At 45.8% G+C, this 16,404-nt stretch carries 13 protein-coding genes and 2 rRNA genes (1 of these 15 only partly in view); 1 reads left to right on the forward strand and 14 read right to left on the reverse strand.

Annotated elements, in window-relative coordinates; translation table 11 throughout:
• Positions 1-37 precede the first annotated feature (37 nt).
• The 5 genes from cysE to NSQ99_RS01030 form a co-directional block, all read right to left on the reverse strand.
• On the reverse strand, positions 38-700 hold the full coding sequence (gene cysE, locus NSQ99_RS01010; protein WP_251670944.1) for a serine O-acetyltransferase: 663 nt from the start codon (positions 698-700) through the stop codon (positions 38-40).
• A 741-nt stretch (positions 701-1,441) separates the two neighbouring features.
• A complete protein-coding gene (gene gltX, locus NSQ99_RS01015; protein WP_340834414.1) occupies positions 1,442-2,902 on the reverse strand; it encodes a glutamate--tRNA ligase in 1,461 nt (486 codons plus the stop codon).
• Between the two features lie 48 nt (positions 2,903-2,950).
• Positions 2,951-3,427, reverse strand: a complete 477-nt coding sequence (gene ispF, locus NSQ99_RS01020) for a 2-C-methyl-D-erythritol 2,4-cyclodiphosphate synthase (RefSeq protein ID WP_251670946.1) — start codon at positions 3,425-3,427, stop codon at positions 2,951-2,953.
• Positions 3,420-4,133 carry a 2-C-methyl-D-erythritol 4-phosphate cytidylyltransferase gene (gene ispD / locus NSQ99_RS01025; RefSeq protein ID WP_340834417.1) on the reverse strand — a complete coding sequence of 238 codons (714 nt, stop codon included), beginning with the start codon at positions 4,131-4,133 and terminating at the stop codon, positions 3,420-3,422. Before ispD ends, ispF begins: the two co-directional genes overlap by 8 nt.
• Positions 4,134-4,182: 49 nt before the next feature.
• Positions 4,183-5,277: a PIN/TRAM domain-containing protein gene (locus NSQ99_RS01030; RefSeq protein WP_251670949.1), complete on the reverse strand. Its 1,095-nt coding sequence runs from the start codon at positions 5,275-5,277 to the stop codon at positions 4,183-4,185.
• Between the two features lie 141 nt (positions 5,278-5,418).
• On the opposite strand from NSQ99_RS01030, the gene NSQ99_RS01035 reads away from it, so the two are divergent.
• Complete coding sequence (locus NSQ99_RS01035) at positions 5,419-5,814, forward strand: DUF1573 domain-containing protein (protein ID WP_251670951.1); 396 nt, start codon at positions 5,419-5,421, stop codon at positions 5,812-5,814.
• A 57-nt stretch (positions 5,815-5,871) separates the two neighbouring features.
• Here the strand turns inward: NSQ99_RS01035 and pssA are convergent, their stop codons facing one another.
• From pssA to NSQ99_RS01080, 9 genes are all read right to left on the reverse strand, one after another.
• Positions 5,872-6,597 carry a CDP-diacylglycerol--serine O-phosphatidyltransferase gene (gene pssA, locus NSQ99_RS01040; RefSeq protein WP_251670953.1) on the reverse strand — a complete coding sequence of 242 codons (726 nt, stop codon included), beginning with the start codon at positions 6,595-6,597 and terminating at the stop codon, positions 5,872-5,874.
• Between the two features lie 84 nt (positions 6,598-6,681).
• Complete coding sequence (disA, locus tag NSQ99_RS01045; protein WP_251670955.1) at positions 6,682-7,758, reverse strand: DNA integrity scanning diadenylate cyclase DisA; 1,077 nt, start codon at positions 7,756-7,758, stop codon at positions 6,682-6,684.
• Between the two features lie 15 nt (positions 7,759-7,773).
• Positions 7,774-9,141, reverse strand: coding sequence for a DNA repair protein RadA (gene radA, locus NSQ99_RS01050; RefSeq protein ID WP_340834424.1), 1,368 nt, complete (start codon positions 9,139-9,141; stop codon positions 7,774-7,776).
• Positions 9,142-9,379: 238 nt separating this feature from the next.
• Positions 9,380-11,821, reverse strand: a complete 2,442-nt coding sequence (gene clpC / locus NSQ99_RS01055; protein WP_340834427.1) for an ATP-dependent protease ATP-binding subunit ClpC — start codon at positions 11,819-11,821, stop codon at positions 9,380-9,382.
• Entirely contained in the window at positions 11,818-12,897 is a 1,080-nt protein-coding gene (locus tag NSQ99_RS01060) for a protein arginine kinase (protein ID WP_251670961.1), read from the reverse strand. The genes clpC and NSQ99_RS01060 overlap by 4 nt, the downstream gene beginning before the upstream one ends.
• A 31-nt stretch (positions 12,898-12,928) precedes the next feature.
• Entirely contained in the window at positions 12,929-13,456 is a 528-nt protein-coding gene (locus NSQ99_RS01065) for a UvrB/UvrC motif-containing protein (RefSeq protein WP_251670962.1), read from the reverse strand.
• A 20-nt stretch (positions 13,457-13,476) separates the two neighbouring features.
• Positions 13,477-13,935, reverse strand: coding sequence for a CtsR family transcriptional regulator (locus NSQ99_RS01070; protein ID WP_251670964.1), 459 nt, complete (start codon positions 13,933-13,935; stop codon positions 13,477-13,479).
• Positions 13,936-14,413: 478 nt separating this feature from the next.
• Positions 14,414-14,530, reverse strand: a 5S ribosomal RNA gene (rrf, locus tag NSQ99_RS01075).
• Between the two features lie 140 nt (positions 14,531-14,670).
• A 23S ribosomal RNA gene (locus NSQ99_RS01080) occupies positions 14,671-16,404 on the reverse strand; it runs 1,196 nt beyond the window's last position.

A 16,404-nucleotide genomic window follows, 5' to 3' on the forward strand; every position in this document is an offset into this window, starting at 1 on the left:
CGATCCATATTTGTTGAGCTCAAGCTTTATTCTCATGTTATGCTTGATTCTCGTCATTCTTCTCTTGACTGCTCTGCCGCTTGACCTGCTCCTTTAAGTAATCAATCTCCTGCTGCATGTCTCGAAGCATCTCAATAATCGGGTCTGGCAGCTGTGTATGGTCAAGACGGTCACGCACCTTCTCACCATTTCTTCTTACAATACGTCCAGGATTGCCAACAACTGTACAATTGTCAGGCACCTCGCGCAGCACAACCGCATTTGAGCCAATGCTCGAGTTATTCCCTACGCTAAACGATCCGAGCACCTTAGCACCCGATCCGATGACCACATTGTTGCCAATCGTTGGGTGACGCTTGCCTTTCTCCTTACCAGTACCTCCGAGCGTTACGCCTTGGTAGATTACAACATCGTCGCCAATCACGCACGTCTCTCCGATTACAACACCCATGCCATGATCGATGAACAATCGCTCGCCAATTTTAGCGCCAGGATGAATTTCTATGCCCGTAAAAAATCTACTGATTTGTGAAATCAATCGCGCTAAGGTGTACCATTTTCTGTTGTAGCACGCATGAGCGATTCGATGTGACCATATTGCATGAAGCCCAGAATACGTGAATACAACCTCAAATGTACTTCTAGCTGCTGGATCGTTGTCGAACACAGCACGCACGTCTGATTGTAAGTGCCGGAACATGCCTCTTCCCCCTAATGGTGTGATCACGTTCTCATCGTGCAACGAGCATATGATATACAATAGTTCGCTAAAGCACGGAGTATAGTCTAGGAAGCAGGTTCATGTGATCACATCTATAAATACGTAAAAAAGCCTCTGCAGCTACAAAGCTGCAGAGGCGTAGATTCGCGGTTCCACTCTGCTTAATAGCATGCATGACCAATAACATGCAGCTATTATCTTCGCATCCTTAACGCGGATGATACGTTGTAACCTACCCTTTTGTCTATATTTCGCGTTCAAAAAGTCAGGCTTTCAGCACCGAGAAGATTGGATAAAGCTAGGGACTGATGAGCGGAGCGTACGCATTGGTACGTGAGCATCAGAAGGCCCGGCTGAATTCAAGATTCGATGTCGAATAACTTTCAGTCCTACTTCGTGATCAAAGAATGACTTTTTGAACTACCTTTAACAAAAGCTCGGTACAAAGCTCCCAGGTGCATTTCTGCTACAACGATGAGGCAACTTCCAGCCTATTGGCAGCTGCATATGCATAAGCTAGCTACCAAACGTTTGCCTTCTCTGAACACCGCGAAATAACATACTTATCCTGTTCAACGCTTAATTCAATATAACCTTCAAACCTATCTTGAATAAGTATAGCGAAACAACCGCGTAGTGACAAGGTGTTATGCACGTATGCTGCCTCTTCTAACGACATTCTCGTCACAAAGCTCACAGCTCCGAGCGATCTACGCTGACTTAAGCTAGACGAGCTTGCAAACGAGATACGACCTTATCCTTACCTAGCAGCACAAGTGATTGATTCAGATCAGGTCCGTGCGTCTGACCCGTTATCGCGGCACGAATCGGCATGAACAATGACTTGCCCTTGCAGCCTGTCGCTTTCTGAACTGCCTTGATCATCGCTTTAATCCCGTCAACGGAGAAGTCTGCTCCATCAGCTCGAAGCTCGGCAAGGAAGGCTGCTAGTACGGTTGGAACCGTTTCTTCAGCTAGAACCTCTGTAGCTTCTGCTTCATCCGCAACTTCGTCTGCGAAAAACAGCTTCGTATGCTCAATGATCTCAGATGCGGAGCGCAGCTTATCCTGATGGAGCGCAACAAGCGCTGTGATCCATGCAAGCTTCTCTTCATCCGGCTGCTGCTCGATCAAGCCCGCTTGCTGCAGATGCGGCAAGCATAGCGCGACGATACGATCGACACTTGCTGCTTTTATATATTCACCGTTCATCCATGCAAGCTTATTCGTATCAAATACGGCAGGACTTTTACTTAAGCGAGCCGCATCGAATACCTGAACTAGCTCCTCCTGCGTAAACATCTCCTGCTCGCCTTCTGGAGACCAGCCAAGTAACGCAATGAAATTAAATAACGTTTCTGGCAAATAACCGAGTTGGTCGTATTGTTCAATAAATTGAATGATCGACTCATCACGCTTGCTAAGCTTTTTCTTTTGCTCATTTACAATAAGCGTCATATGGGCAAATTGTGGCGGCTCCCAGCCTAGCGCCTCGTAGATCATTAGCTGTCTAGGCGTGTTGGAGATATGGTCCTCCCCGCGAAGCACATGACTAATTTTCATTAAGTAATCATCCACGACAACTGCAAAGTTGTACGTAGGGATGCCGTCTTTTTTGACGATAACGAAATCGCCCATCTCCGCTGTATCGAAGGTAATCGTTCCCTTTACCATATCATCGAACGTATAGGTACGGTTCTCAGGCACTTTAAAGCGAATGCTAGGCACACGACCTTCCGCTTCATAGGCCTTGATCTCCTGTTCAGTTAGGCTGCGGTGCTTGCCGGAGTAGCGTGGTGTCTCATTGCGAGCCATCTGCTCCTCGCGTTCCTTTTCCAGCTCTTCCTCTGTGCAATAGCAGCGATAAGCTAGACCGCGATTGACCAAGTCCTGCCAGTAGGTTTTATAGATGTCCAGACGCTCAGTCTGACGATATGGGCCATATTCACCGCCGACATCAATGCTCTCGTCCCAAGACATGCCCAGCCATTTCAAATACTTCAGCTGGCTTTCCTCGCCACCCGCTACATTGCGCTTCACATCGGTATCTTCTATACGAATAATAAATTTTCCGCCATGATGACGTGCGAATAAATAATTAAATAAGGCCGTTCTTGCATTCCCGATATGTAGATGCCCTGTTGGTGAAGGCGCATATCTGACTCTAATTTCTTGTGACATATCCATTTCCTCCATTTTCCGATACCGTTAATGAACGGTTACACTTCATTACGCTTTAAGCAGACATACAACGGCCTGAGAAGCGATACCTTCCCCGCGACCAACAAAGCCTAGCTGCTCTGTTGTTGTAGCCTTTACGTTAACCTGATCCGCATCTGCTTCAAGCACCTCTGCAATGACATCAATCATAGCAGGGATATGAGGCAGCATTTTTGGCTTCTGTGCCATAATTGTAGCATCGACATTACCTAAGCGATAGCCTTTTTCTTTAACCATAAGCCATACCTTGCGAAGCAGCTCTACGCTGTCTGCATCCTTATAAGCTTCATCTGTATCCGGAAAATGCTTTCCGATATCTCCTAACGCTAGCGCCCCGAGAATCGCATCCGTGATCGTATGCAGAAGCACGTCCGCATCAGAATGGCCAAGCAATCCCTTTTCATAAGGTATCGTTACACCGCCGAGAATGAGCGGCCTGCCCTCCACCAGCTGATGAACATCAAAGCCTTGTCCTATTCTAATCATTGTTGCTATTATCCCCTCTCACTTCCTCATTCTGTAGCAGCAATTGCGCCCACGGCAAATCCTCTGGCGTCGTAATTTTAATATTCGTGTATTCACCTTCTGCTACGACGACCTTTGCACCTCTCCACTCTGCAACACTTGCATCATCTGTTCCAAGCATCCCTGCTTGCTCAGCTGCTACGTGTGCGTCGAGCAACAATTCATGACGAAAAGCTTGCGGGGTTTGAATGGCCCACAAGCTCTTACGATCTGGAGTTGCTGTAATGACGCCTTCATGATTGACTTGCTTAATTGTATCCTTTACAGGAACAGCGAGTACTGCAGCTCCGTGAATGACAGCTTGCTTACAGCAGCGTGCAACTGCAGCCTCCGTAACAAACGGCCTAACACCGTCGTGCACGAGCACCCACTGGGACTTAATTTCCTCTAACCCGGCATGAACCGAATACTGCCTTTCAGCGCCTCCTGGTATAATTGCCTTCACTTTCGTAATACGATACTGCTCGCACCACTGCTGGCAGCGCGCGATATCATCTTTACCTACGACTAAGACAATTTCATCAATGAATGCCATTGCTTGAAAGTTTTGAAGTGTATGTACGATAATCGGTTTACCATTAAGCTGCAAATACTGCTTACTTTCCGCTGTACCCATTCGCGTGCCGCGACCTGCGGCGACAACGACAACTCCCCACCGTTCCATCATCCTGATACCTGCCTTAAGCGATTCTATACAATAGTATTATCATACCGCTTTATAGCGCTTTTTCCAACAGCTTTGGCTTAGCAAATATCATTCTTCCTGCTGAAGTTTGTAAAACACTCGTTACGAGCACTTCCATCGTGTGGCCAATATATTCTCGACCACCTTCAACGACAATCATCGTTCCATCATCCAAGTATGCCACACCTTGTCCATGCTCCTTGCCGTCCTTAATCACTTGAACGACAATCTCTTCACCAGGTAGTACGACTGGCTTCACAGCATTAGCGAGATCATTAATGTTCAGCACGGATACTCCTTGCAGCTCGCACACCTTATTCAGATTAAAGTCATTCGTTACAACTTTACCGGATAGAAGCTTCGCCAGCTTCACAAGCTTACTGTCCACCTCTGTATGCTCCTCAAAATCACCTTCATAGATCAATACATGAACGTCGAGCTCCTTTTGAATTTTATTCAAAATATCAAGCCCACGTCTACCTCGGTTACGCTTGAGAAGATCCGATGAATCCGCAATATGCTGCAGCTCTTCCAGCACAAATTCAGGAATGACAAGCGTACCTTCAATAAAGCCCGTCTTGCAAATATCTGCAATACGACCATCTATAATCACACTTGTATCTAAAATTTTATGCTCTTCAAAGCCTTTAACCTCACCCGCCGCTGCAACAACCTTGGGCTTTTCCATCAGCTGTTTCATCGCATCCGCTAATTCATCCTGCTTACGCATACCTATTTGCAAGCCCGCATAGCCACATATTAACGCGACTCCAATCGGTACGAGCTTCCACAATCCACCTAGCATCGCAATGGCAGGATAGATGAGCGCAGCAAGACACAGACCAATCACTAAGCCACCAACTGCAGAGAGCAGTTTTCGAAGCGGCATTCCTTCCGTCTGCTTCAACCCACTGTTCATCAGCTGTAATAATGGCTTAGAGAAAATCGTCGTTAGCATCCATCCTAGAAACGCTCCAATTGCTACATTCATGTAATAAGTGCCTGATTGCTGAAGGAATGGATTCGAAGAACTACTCCAAGCAGGTGCTGCATTGAACCAGTTAGACATTTCCGCTCCTATCATTGCACCGATACAAATCCCTATTATTTTCATTAATTTTTTCATAGGTATCACCTCCATTACAATTATTAGCAATTTTTTCAAACGTTAATCGTCTGTTTCAAAACAAAAATGCACAAAGTGGAAATCTTCCCGCAATTTGTTTATAATTAACTCAATTCCAATCTCAATAGGCAGGTGAACATTGTGGATACTCATGCTTTAGAGCAATTTCAGGAACAAGTATCACAGTTATTGCTGCGCCATCGCAGTGTGCTTGATATTATGTCTAAGCTGGATCAAACAAGCGCATCCATCAATCGTACCGTTACAAAGTCAATAACAGATTGTGGCTGTATTGAGCTTCATGCCTCTAAGCAGCCGTTTCATGAGGTTGATTCATTAGATGTTGCCCAGGATCGCATCTCTAATCACGTGACAGGTGAGCTTTGTGAGCATTGCAGAGAGCTCGTAGAGCAAGCGATTGGGCGGAATTTGTTTTACCTTGCCGCACTATGCACTCAGCTTGACATTAAGCTGCCCGAAGTTGTAGAAAAGGAATATCAAAAATGCAATACATTAGGATTGTTTAATCTGACATAAACAAAAAAGCAGAGGCGTTTGCCTCTGCTTTTTTCCATTTAATAATCATATTACGCGTTACGCGTGCTTTTTAGATTGTTCCTCTTCCTGCGCCTCGCGCTTCTTACGCTTCATACGGCGACTTATCGTCTTTTTCACACCATACAGCGTATAAAAGATAAGTGGAATAAAAAACACCATTGATAAATGCTCTTCAAATAATATTCCAACGACAAGTGCAACGACAATAATAATAGGTACAGCCCATAGCATATTTTTTGGTATGCCTATACTCTTAAAGCTTGGATATCGAATATTACTTACCATAAGTAGTGCGAGTATAACCGATGTCACAATAAATACGACAGGAGCGACATCCTCCTTAAACAATGCAACTGTTGCCAGTATACACCCCGCTGCCGGAATCGGCAGACCTGTAAAGCTTCCAGGCGCGCTTGCTTTTACATTAAATCGAGCCAGTCTAATCGCTCCGCATATCGGGAATAGTGCAGTAACAATCCAGGAAATCGCAGGAGCTACATCCTGCAGTGCTACAACGTACATAATAAATGCAGGTGCGACACCGAACGAAATAATATCTGCTAATGAATCCAGCTCTTTACCGAATTCGCTTTGTGCATTGAGCGCGCGTGCAACACGGCCGTCAACTCCGTCAAGCAGCATAGCAATGATGACCATAATCGCCGCCATGCCTGAATAATCGTTGAATACGAGCAATATTGCGATCACGCCAAGACACAGGTTGCCTAGCGTAAGGAGACTCGGTATAGACTTGCTAATCATCTTCTCCACCTCATCTTTTCCATGCAACTCGCTACATTGGTTGTGTGTATTGTATTTCTGCACATCCAATTAATTGTAGGGGTTTTAGATTTGTCTGTCAATGAACACTTGCTCCTGTATACGTCTGAGTCCATCACGAATGGATCGTGCACGTACTTCTCCAATGCCTTCAACAGCATCTAATTCGTCAGCAGATGCCAATAATATAACCGAAAGCTTGCCGAACCTCTCAACCAAATTGTTCATAATCGCTTGCGGTAGCCTTGGAATCTTCGCTAAAATCCGATATCCTCTAGATGAAACAGCCTCATCACCTTGCAATACGTTAGATGAATAGCCTAATAATTTCACAATATTCAGTGCATCAAGCAACTCATCATTGTTTAGACGCTTTAGATTGGCTTGCAGCTCTGTCACTTTATTCGGCGTGTATTCTTTAATGTAGTCAGCCATTAGTCGAAGCCCTTCATCCTCTAAGCCAACAATGAGCTCTTCCATTTGCATACGTATTAAGCGGCCTTCCGTTCCAAGCTCATTTACATAGCGTAATATTTCCGTCTTAATACGCTGCAGCAGCTCCCAGCGCTGAAGAACGTACGCCACCTCTTGCAGCGTAACTAGCTCCTCAAACTCCAGTGCAGATAAATTTGTTAATGCTTGACTAAGTACACTTTGATACCGCTCGAGCGTACGAATCGCTTGATTCGCCTTCGTCAATATAAAGCCCATATCCTTAAGAGAATATCTAAGTGACCCTTGGTATAATGTTATAATATTGCGCCTCTGCGAGATTGATACCACTAATTTACCGGTTTGCTTCGCAAAACGCTCAGCTGTCCGATGTCGAATCCCAGTTTCCGTTGATGGGATAGAGCTATTGGGAATAAGCTGAGTGTTAGCGTATAGAATACGCTTAAGGTCCTCACTTAAAATAATTGCTCCATCCATTTTAGCTAGCTCATATAAATAATTCGGTGAATAATCGCAGTTAATAGAAAAGCCACCATCAACGACTTCCTTCACTTCATCACTTAAGCCTACAACAATTAACGCACCTGTTTTAGCACGCAGCACATTCTCCAGTCCATCTCGAAAAGGGGTGCCTGGTGCCACTAATCGTAATAAATTATTCATCGTTTCCTGCTGGTGAATATCCTTCATGATGCTATGCTCCCCCTATTCCAATGCTGCTTTCAATGCTTCTGCGACCGTACTAACACCTACCACTTTTATATCGTCAGGCGGTGTCCATCCTTTTAAGCTTTTTTGTGGCATAATAACACGCTTGAAGCCTAACTTGGCTGCTTCCTTCACCCGCTGCTCTGCGCGTGAAACCGCACGCACCTCACCTGTTAAGCCAATTTCACCAAAGATAACATCATCCGGCTTTGTCGGCGCATCCTTAAAGCTCGATGCGATACAGACTGCTGCAGCTAGATCGACAGCCGGCTCGTCGAGCTTTACACCGCCTGCAACGTTAAGATAGGCATCCTGTGTTTGCAAGAACATGCCCATTCTTTTTTCGAGCACAGCAATAATAAGTGACATCCGGTGGTGATCTATACCGGTAGACATTCTTCGTGGTGATGGGAAATTTGTAGGTGCAACTAATGCCTGCAGCTCAACAAGCACAGGCCTTGTTCCTTCCATGCTGGCTACAACCGTTGAGCCAGAAACACCAAGTGAACGCTCTGACAGGAAAAGCTCCGAAGGATTGCTTACCTCTCGCAGTCCTTCCTCTCCCATTTCAAAGATGCCGATTTCATTCGTTGAGCCAAAACGATTCTTTACAGCACGCAATAAGCGGTATGTATGATGCCGCTCCCCTTCGAAATATAAAACACAGTCGACCATATGCTCAAGTAATCTTGGACCCGCAATAGCCCCTTCCTTCGTTACATGACCGACAAGTACTGTGGCGATCCCTTTTTGCTTTGCCACCCGCATAAAGTGTGCTGTGCACTCTCTAACCTGAGCAACGCTGCCGGGTGCTGATTCTACGCCTGGATCATATACGGTTTGAATTGAGTCGATCACTAAAAAATCCGGGTTCAAATTATCAATCGCATCATTAATATGCTCCATATTCGTCTCACATAATACGTATAAATGCTCAGATAAAGCACCCAGACGATCCGCTCTTAGCTTCGTTTGGCGAACGGATTCCTCGCCGGATATATAGAGCACGCTTAGCTCCTTAGAAGCTAGCGCATGAGACGTCTGCAGCAGCAACGTAGATTTACCAATTCCGGGATCCCCACCGACAAGGATAAGCGACCCTGGCACAACTCCGCCGCCCAACACGCGGTTAAGCTCTAGCATAGATGTCTCGATACGTGGCTCCTTCCCACTTTCTATATGTATGATAGAAGTCGGTTTTTCTTTCGTATGAATTCCAGATAAGCCGACACCTTTCGTTTTCGATACCGTTTCCTTAAACTCCACCATTGTGTTCCATGATTGGCAGCCCGGACATTTTCCCATCCAGCGTGGTGATTCCGTGCCGCATTCCGTACAAGCGAATTTCACTTTAACTTTAGCCATGCCAAACTCCTTCTCACGTTCCTATTTCTTATATTTCCATCTTATCATTATCACGCTAGAAGAAAAAGACACATTCGTATTTCGTCTATTGAACATAAAAAAAGCACCCTGTTTCCAGAAGACAGATCTAATGATCCATCATTCTGAATATACAGAGTGCTTAATATCGTTGTTTTACTTGAGTTTTGCTTGTGAGTTACTTGTGTTTTGCTCTAATTGGTTTTAGTACAATCACACATTACTCTACAGAAGCCTTAACATTTTTATTGACAACAAGCTGCCCATCTTGTTCATCGATAACGAAGCTGTCGCCTTTTTGAATTAAGCCCATCAACAGATCCTCGGATAGTCGGTCCTCGATATGCTTCTGAATTGCTCGACGTAGCGGACGAGCTCCGTATTGTGGGTCGAAGCCTTCCTTGGCAAGGAATTTTTTAGCCGAGTCGGTCAAGCTAAACTCAATTTCCTGCTCTTTTAGACGTTTTGCCAGATCATCCGCCATAAGCGATACGATTTGTGCGATATGCTCCTCTTCGAGGGAATGGAACACAATCGTTTCATCGATACGGTTAATGAATTCTGGGCGGAAGCTTTTCTTCAGCTCCGCTAACACTTTATCTTTCATTACAGCAAATTCACGACCTGAATCGTGTACTGCCGTAAAGCCTAGCGTTGAATTGCGCTTGATCTGATCAGCACCGACGTTAGACGTCATAATGATCAGCGTGTTACGGAAATCAACAAGACGGCCCTTGGAGTCAGTTAGACGACCATCCTCCAGCACCTGTAGCAGGATATTAAATACTTCTGGATGTGCCTTCTCGATTTCGTCAAGGAGTACGACAGAATATGGTTTGCGGCGTACCTTCTCCGTCAATTGACCGCCTTCCTCATAACCAACATAGCCTGGAGGCGCTCCGACCAGACGGGAAGTCGCATGCTTCTCCATGTACTCGGACATATCAATACGAATAACGGCATTTTCATCGCCAAAGATCGCTTCTGCAAGCGCACGTGCTAGCTCAGTTTTACCAACACCAGTAGGTCCAAGGAAGATAAATGATCCAATTGGACGCTTAGGATCCTTCAGACCAGCGCGAGCTCTACGAATAGCTCTGGATACTGATTTCACCGCCTCCTCTTGACCAATGACACGGTCATGAAGAATGCTCTCCATCTTCAATAGACGTTCCGTCTCTTCTTCTGCTAGCTTAACGACAGGAATTCCTGTCCAGCTTGCTACAACCTGTGCGATATCATCCGGTGTAACTTCAGAATCAGTACGGCCTTGTTTTTCTTTCCACTGATTTTTCGTCGTATCTAGCTCTTCACGAATTTTTTGCTCGGTATCTCTTAAGGCTGCTGCCTTTTCAAACTCCTGGCTTTGTACTGCAGCATCCTTTTCCTTACGGATATTGTCCAGACGTGTTTCTAGCTCTTTCAAATTCGGTGGTACGGTGTACGTGTTCAAACGTACACGAGAGCCTGCTTCATCGATCAAGTCAATCGCTTTATCCGGCAAGAAACGATCGGTAATATAACGATCAGATAGCTTTACCGCTTGCTCGATTGACTCATTGGTAATTTTCACGCGATGATGTGCTTCATAGCGATCTCGTAAGCCATATAAGATCTGAATGGCCTCATCTACCGATGGCTGATCAACGGTAATTGGCTGGAAGCGGCGCTCAAGCGCGGCATCCTTCTCGATATATTTACGATACTCATCAAGCGTTGTTGCACCGATACATTGCAGCTCGCCACGTGCAAGTGCTGGCTTCAAGATGTTCGATGCATCGATTGCGCCTTCAGCTCCACCTGCTCCGATCAACGTATGCAGCTCATCAATGAATAGAATGATGTTGCCTGCTTGACGAATTTCATCCATAATTTTTTTCAATCGATCCTCGAACTCACCGCGATATTTTGTACCTGCTACAACAGAGCCCATATCCAGTGTCATTACACGCTTATCACGCAGCGTTTCTGGAATTTCATTCGCGATAATCTTTTGAGCAAGACCTTCAGCAATCGCTGTTTTACCTACACCTGGTTCACCGATAAGCACGGGATTGTTTTTCGTTCTCCGGCTCAATACTTGAATGACGCGCTCAATTTCTTTGGAGCGTCCAATTACAGGATCAAGATGACCTTCCTTCGCTGTAGCTGTTAAGTCACGTGCTAGACCATCAAGTGTCGGCGTGTTGATGTTAGATGGTGTATGTTGATGGCTAGATACCGCCTCACTGCTGCCTAGTAGCTGCAGCACCTGCTGTCGCGCTTTATTCAAGCTAATGCCGAGATTATTCAGTACGCGAGCGGCTACACCTTCACCTTCACGAATAAGTCCTAGCAGGATGTGCTCGGTACCCACATACGTATGACCAAGCTTTCTAGCCTCATCCATAGATAGCTCAATAACTTTTTTGGCGCGAGGCGTATAAGCGATGTTGTTAGGCTGCTCTTGTCCACGGCCAATGAGTGCTTCTACTTCATCCTGAATTTTTTCTAAGCCAAGGCCTAGTCCTTGAAGCGCCTTCGCTGCAATGCCTTCACCTTCACGAATGAGCCCTAATAAAATATGCTCTGTTCCGATATTGTTATGACCAAGTCGTACCGCTTCTTCTTGTGCTAATGCCAGCACCTTTTGGGCACGTTCAGTAAATCGTCCAAACATCATTGCGATGCACCTCCATGTTCAAATGTATTCAAATGCTCTCGAATCAATTCAGCCCGTTTTACATCGCGATCATCAGGAGATAGCTTTTCCTCGTATCGCACCTGTAAAAAGCCCGGCTGAGTCATCACAAGCAATTCATTGTAAAGTCGTGGAGAAACCTGAGGCAATATGCCAAGATCTGCTCCTAGTCTAATGTCTGACAATCGCTGAGCTGCTTCTTTAGAATCCATAATGGACGCATGACTCAGAATACCGTAGGAGCGTTTAATACGGTCCTCCAGCCTACGATAGGATTCATTCATTAGTTTACGACGGGCAGCCTTCTCATGTTCAATAATTTGCTTAGCTACACCGTATAAATTATCAATAATTTCTTCCTCAGATTGACCAAGCGTGATCTGATTAGATATTTGAAATAAATTACCTAATGCTTCACTGCCTTCTCCATACAGCCCTCTTACGGTAAGACCGACCTGTGAAACGGCGGACAGGATCCGATTAATTTGCTGCGTAAGAACAAGTGCTGGCAAGTGCATCATCACTGATGCTCTTAGTCCAGAGCCAACGTTTGTCGGACATGTCGTTAAGTAACCTTTATTCTCATCAAAAGCATACTCGATAGCTGCTTCGTAGCAATCATCGATTTCGTTAGCAATTTTCCATGCTTCACGAATTTGGAATCCCGGATGCAGGCATTGAATTCGCAAATGATCTTCTTCATTAATCATAATGCTGATCGCTTCATTCTCACTTAGCACCACAGCACCTGCACGCGATTCATTGGCTAAGTTAGGACTTATTAGATGCTTCTCTACCAGAACGCGTTTTTCTAATTCGGTTAAATCCTTTAATAAGATTGTAGAAAATGTACCTAACTCATCAAGACCGCCCTTGTCACTAACAGCTGACAGCTGCTCTAGTACTTCATCGGATTGAGCTGTTGTAGCAAGTAACGGAAACGGCTGATGCTGGAGATTGCGCGCTAATCGAATTCTGCTGCTAATGACTACGTCTGATTCAGGTCCTTCACGCATCCATTCACTTTGCGCAGCAGATGAAAATCGATGTTTTGTCACTGTACTCACCCCGATTTCAATCTATTAGTATTTATGAAGACTGCTGCATCTTTCGCTCTAGCTCTCGAATTTCATCTCGAACCGTTGCGGCTTTTTCAAATTCTTCTAATTCTATATAACGATGAAGATCAGCTCTTAGCTGTTCAATTTGTCGTTTACACTGTACTTTAAGTCCAGAACGCTTCGGAATTTTCCCGCTATGCTTCGTATTACCGTGAATTCGCTTCAGCAATGGATCAAGGCGTTCACTAAATGCATCATAGCAATCACTGCAGCCAAAACGTCCAATCTTACTAAATTGCGCATAACTCATTCCGCATGTTTCACAGCGTAACGATTCCTGCGGCTTCAAGCTATTGAGGCCTTTACTTGTGACCGCATCAAAATCCAAAATGCCGGATAGCAAGCTATGGATAGAGAAGCTGTTTGGTGCTCCAGGAATGCCGTCGCCTTTTTCACGTGCACACACTTCGCAAATATGAAACTCTGTCTTTTCTCCATTTACGATTTTTGTGAAATGTAATGTAGATGGTCGTTTTCCACATTCTTGACAGATCATCGCAACTCAACTCCTTGCCTTTATTTCAAAAGCAGCGCAATGAGCATTGCCTTCAGCAGTCTCGCACGAAGCTCATCGCGAAGCGGAAGCTTAATCGAAAGTGTGTCTCGATGAATAGCTACCCGTAGCAAATTTGCTTCTCGTTCACTGAGATGCCCTGCTCCTTCCAGCTGATAAATTAAGCCTTCAGCACAGTTTTGATCAATTTGCGTTCCAATTGCTTGATCAAGATGTAGTTGAATGCCTTTTAATGTTGGTAGCTCGATACGTTGTATTCTGACGTAACCGCCACCGCCACGTTTGCTTTCAACGACGTATCCCTTCTCAAGTGTAAAACGTGTACTAATGACATAATTAATTTGAGAGGGAACACATGAAAATCTTTCGGCCAGATCATTACGCTGAATCTCAACAGCACCACCGCTATTTTCGAGCAATTGCTTCAAATACTGTTCAATGAGATCCGAAATGTTACGCATGACCAACCTCCTCTCACTGTAGTTCATAAATGTTGCTAGATCGCGAATACGAATGTCAGCAGTTTAAGGTTAATCTGACTTTGACTTTCTTTGACCTTGATATTATTATACTAAATCCTCAGAGAAGGTCAATATGTTTGGAATCATTTTTCTGACAATTCAATTTATTGCTAGCCTATCTATAGGATGCTGCTTTTATACTCAAAATATACGTAATGCGGAGCATAAAAGTGTCAATTTGATTTCAGTTCTTCTATATTCGATGTTATAACCTCGAGATCCTCTTCTAGTGTTTCCATTAAAAATGCTGTCTCTTTACCGAATATACTCAATCAGGATTCAGATACTCTCCTGGATTATAGCAATGCTTTCCTGATCATAAGAACCTCACCGACTGAGCTCTACGCAATCACCATGCATCATCACTACATCCGCACAACAAAAAAAGCCTACTGCATACGCAATAGGCTTCCTTCGTGCTTGGCAACGTCCTACTCTCCCAGGACCCTGCGGTCCAAGTACCATCGGCGCTGAAAGGCTTAACGGTCGTGTTCGAGATGGGTACGCGTGGTTCCCTTTCGCCATCGTCACCAAACGTTGTAGATGCTTCCAAAGTGGCTTGCACCCTCAAAACTGGATATGAAAGTTGTGAATCTCCAAAGTTTGAATCAAGCAGAAGCATTTGCTTCCGATGTGACTTATGAATCTTCGCTTGCGCTCCGTATTCAAAGTCTGTAGGATAAGCCCTCGACCGATTAGTACTGGTCAGCTCCATGCATTGCTGCACTTCCACCCCCAGCCTATCAACCTCGTCGTCTTCAAGGGGTCTTACTAATTGGGAAATCTCATCTTGAGGGGGGCTTCACGCTTAGATGCTTTCAGCGCTTATCCCTTCCGTACTTGGCTACCCAGCTATGCTTCTGGCGAAACAACTGGTACACCAGCGGTACGTCCATCCCGGTCCTCTCGTACTAAGGACAGCTCCTCTCAAATTTCCTACGCCCGCGACAGATAGGGACCGAACTGTCTCACGACGTTCTGAACCCAGCTCGCGTACCGCTTTAATGGGCGAACAGCCCAACCCTTGGGACCTACTTCAGCCCCAGGATGCGATGAGCCGACATCGAGGTGCCAAACCTCCCCGTCGATGTGGACTCTTGGGGGAGATAAGCCTGTTATCCCCAGGGTAGCTTTTATCCGTTGAGCGATGGCCCTTCCATGCGGTACCACCGGATCACTAAGCCCGACTTTCGTCCCTGCTCGACTTGTAGGTCTCGCAGTCAAGCTCCCTTATGCCTTTACACTCTTCGAATGATTTCCAACCATTCTGAGGGAACCTTTGGGCGCCTCCGTTACTTTTTAGGAGGCGACCGCCCCAGTCAAACTGCCCGCCTGACACGGTCCCTTCACCAGATTCATGGTGACAGGTTAGAACTCCGATACGATCAGGGTGGTATCCCAACGGCGCCTCCACACATGCTGGCGCACATGCTTCATAGGCTCCCACCTATCCTGTACAGATCGTACCAAAGTCCAATATCAAGCTACAGTAAAGCTCCATGGGGTCTTTCCGTCTTGTCGCGGGTAACCTGCATCTTCACAGGTATTAAAATTTCACCGGATCTCTCGTTGAGACAGCGCCCAATTCGTTACGCCATTCGTGCGGGTCAGAATTTACCTGACAAGGAATTTCGCTACCTTAGGACCGTTATAGTTACGGCCGCCGTTTACTGGGGCTTCGGTTCATAGCTTCGGGTTACCCCTAACCACTCCCCTTAACCTTCCAGCACCGGGCAGGCGTCAGCCCGTATACTTCGTCTTACGACTTCGCACAGACCTGTGTTTTTGCTAAACAGTCGATTGGGCCTTTTCACTGCGGCCCCCTCGGGCGATTAACCCTACCGGGGCACCCCTTCTCCCTAAGTTACGGGGTCATTTTGCCGAGTTCCTTAACGAGAGTTCTTCCGCGCGCCTTAGCATGCTCTGCTCGCCTACCTGTGTCGGTTTGCGGTACGGGCACCTAGATCTCACTAGAGGCTTTTCTTGACAGCCGGAGCTCATGACCTTCGCTACTGTAATTTTCACTCCCCATCACAGCCCAGCCTTATAGCCAGCGGATTTTCCTACTGACAAGCCTCACTGCTTGGACGGACTATTCCATCAGTCCGCGTCACTACCCTTCTGTGTCACCCCATTGCTCAAACAATCTTCGGTGGTACAGGAATTTCAACCTGTTGTCCTTCCACTACGCCTTTCGGCCTCGCGTTAGGTCCCGACTTACCCTGAGTGGACGAGCCTTCCTCAGGAACCCTTAGGCTTACGGCGGACAAGATTCTCACTTGTCTTTTCGTTACTCATACCGGCATTCTCACTTGAATACAGTCCACCAGTCCTTACGGTCTGACTTCAATCCATATTCAACGCTCCCCTACCCAAGTACCATACGGTACCTGCCATAGCTTCGGTGGT

Source organism: Paenibacillus sp. FSL W7-1287, assembly GCF_038004245.1.
Taxonomy (GTDB): Bacteria; Bacillota; Bacilli; order Paenibacillales; family Paenibacillaceae; genus Pristimantibacillus; species Pristimantibacillus camelliae.

Coding starts and splice junctions, on each gene's coding strand:
- NSQ99_RS01070 (WP_251670964.1), bottom strand. CDS start 13,935: ATGCGTAACATTTCGGATCTCATTGAACAGTATTTGAAGCAATTGCTC.
- pssA (WP_251670953.1), bottom strand. CDS start 6,597: ATGATTAGCAAGTCTATACCGAGTCTCCTTACGCTAGGCAACCTGTGT.
- gltX (WP_340834414.1), bottom strand. CDS start 2,902: ATGTCACAAGAAATTAGAGTCAGATATGCGCCTTCACCAACAGGGCAT.
- ispD (WP_340834417.1), bottom strand. CDS start 4,133: ATGATGGAACGGTGGGGAGTTGTCGTTGTCGCCGCAGGTCGCGGCACG.
- NSQ99_RS01065 (WP_251670962.1), bottom strand. CDS start 13,456: ATGATCTGTCAAGAATGTGGAAAACGACCATCTACATTACATTTCACA.
- radA (WP_340834424.1), bottom strand. CDS start 9,141: ATGGCTAAAGTTAAAGTGAAATTCGCTTGTACGGAATGCGGCACGGAA.
- NSQ99_RS01030 (WP_251670949.1), bottom strand. CDS start 5,277: ATGAAAAAATTAATGAAAATAATAGGGATTTGTATCGGTGCAATGATA.
- clpC (WP_340834427.1), bottom strand. CDS start 11,821: ATGATGTTTGGACGATTTACTGAACGTGCCCAAAAGGTGCTGGCATTA.
- cysE (WP_251670944.1), bottom strand. CDS start 700: ATGTTCCGGCACTTACAATCAGACGTGCGTGCTGTGTTCGACAACGAT.
- disA (WP_251670955.1), bottom strand. CDS start 7,758: ATGAAGGATATTCACCAGCAGGAAACGATGAATAATTTATTACGATTA.
- ispF (WP_251670946.1), bottom strand. CDS start 3,427: ATGATTAGAATAGGACAAGGCTTTGATGTTCATCAGCTGGTGGAGGGC.